Annotated in this window: 2 protein-coding genes; both read right to left on the reverse strand. The window is 75.0% G+C overall.

Annotated elements, in window-relative coordinates; genetic code table 11:
• The coding region (locus tag ACIQOV_RS41530) for an ArsA family ATPase (protein WP_401056344.1) at positions 1-255 on the reverse strand (255 nt) is incomplete at its 3' end.
• On the reverse strand, positions 252-1,325 hold the full coding sequence (locus ACIQOV_RS41535; protein ID WP_401056346.1) for an ArsA-related P-loop ATPase: 1,074 nt from the start codon (positions 1,323-1,325) through the stop codon (positions 252-254). The genes ACIQOV_RS41530 and ACIQOV_RS41535, both read right to left, overlap by 4 nt.
• Positions 1,326-1,363 lie beyond the last annotated feature (38 nt).

Consider the following 1,363-nt stretch of genomic DNA (forward strand, 5'->3'; position numbering starts at 1 on the left):
CCCCTTGACCACCCGGGGGGTGTTGTCGAGTTCGGTCAGGCCCATCGACTGGGCGAGCCGGCGGGCCGGGTCGATGGTCAGCACCACGACCTTGCGGCCGCGCTCGGCCGCCCGCAGGCCGAGCGCCGCGGCGGTGGTGGTCTTGCCGACGCCGCCGGAGCCGCAGCAGACGATGATCCTGGTCTTCGGGTCGTCGATCAGCTCGTCCACCGCGAGTCGCCGCCCGGTGCTCCGTACCCCGCTGTTCGAGGTCATGCCGCCCCCTGCCGCTTCAGTTCGCCCGCCAGCCGGTACAGCCCGCCGAGGTCCACGCCCTCGCCCAGCAGCGGCAGTTCGTACGTCGGGAGCCGCAGCTGCTGGATGTCGGCGCGCTGCGCGCGCTCCAGCTCGACCCGCTCGGCGTGCTCCCTGGCCTGCGCCAGCAGGGGGTCGATCAGCGGCTCCACCGCCGCCCGGACCTTCTCCGCGGCGCGCGTGCGGCCGCCGAGCCCGGCCTCGCCGAGCGCCACGGCGACCTCCTCGCGGTGGTCCCCGTCCACCGCGGCCACCGCCGCCGCGTCCAGCACCGGCGGCCGGACCATGTTGACCATCACCCCGCCCACCGGGAGCTTCGCCTCGCGCAGCTCCCCGATGCCGTCGACCGTCTCCTGCACCGGCATCTCCTCCAGCAGGGTGACCAGGTGCACCGCGGTCTCCGGCGACTTCAGCACCCGCATCACGGCCTGCGCCTGGGTGTGTATCGGGCCGATCCGGGCCAGCCCGGCGACCTCCGCGTTGACGTTCAGGAACCTGGCCAGCCGCCCGGTCGGCGGGGCGTCCATGACCACCGCGTCGTAGCGCCGCCGGCCGGCCGGGTCCTTGCGCCTGGTCGCCTCGCAGGCCTTGCCGGTGAGCAGGACGTCCCGCACACCGGGCGCGATGGTGGTGGCGAAGTCGACGAAGCCGACCTTCTGGAGCGCCTTCCCGGCCCGGCCGAGCTTGTAGAACATCTCCAGGTACTCCAGCAGCGCCAGCTCGGTGTCGATCGCCAGCGCGAAGACCTCGCCGGGCCCGCCCCCACCGGCGGGCAGCCCCAGCTGGGCGCGGGAGACCGAGGCGATCCGGCGCTCCTCGTACGGCAGCGCGGCGATCCCGAACAGCTCGGCGATGCCCTGCCGGCCCTCGACCTCGATCAGCAGCACCCGTCCGCCGTCGGCGGCGAGCGCCAGGGCCAGCGCCGCGGCCAGCGTGGTCTTCCCGGTGCCGCCCTTGCCGCTGACCACGTGCAGCCGGACGCCCTCCCAGTCGGGGTCGCGCCGGGCCGCCTGGCCGGGGGTGCGTGCCACGCTCCGTCTCCGTCCGTCTCCGTCCTACGGGCGTCCCC

The organism is Kitasatospora sp. NPDC091257 (genome assembly GCF_044757675.1).
Classification (GTDB): Bacteria; Actinomycetota; Actinomycetes; order Streptomycetales; family Streptomycetaceae; genus Kitasatospora; species Kitasatospora lactacystinica.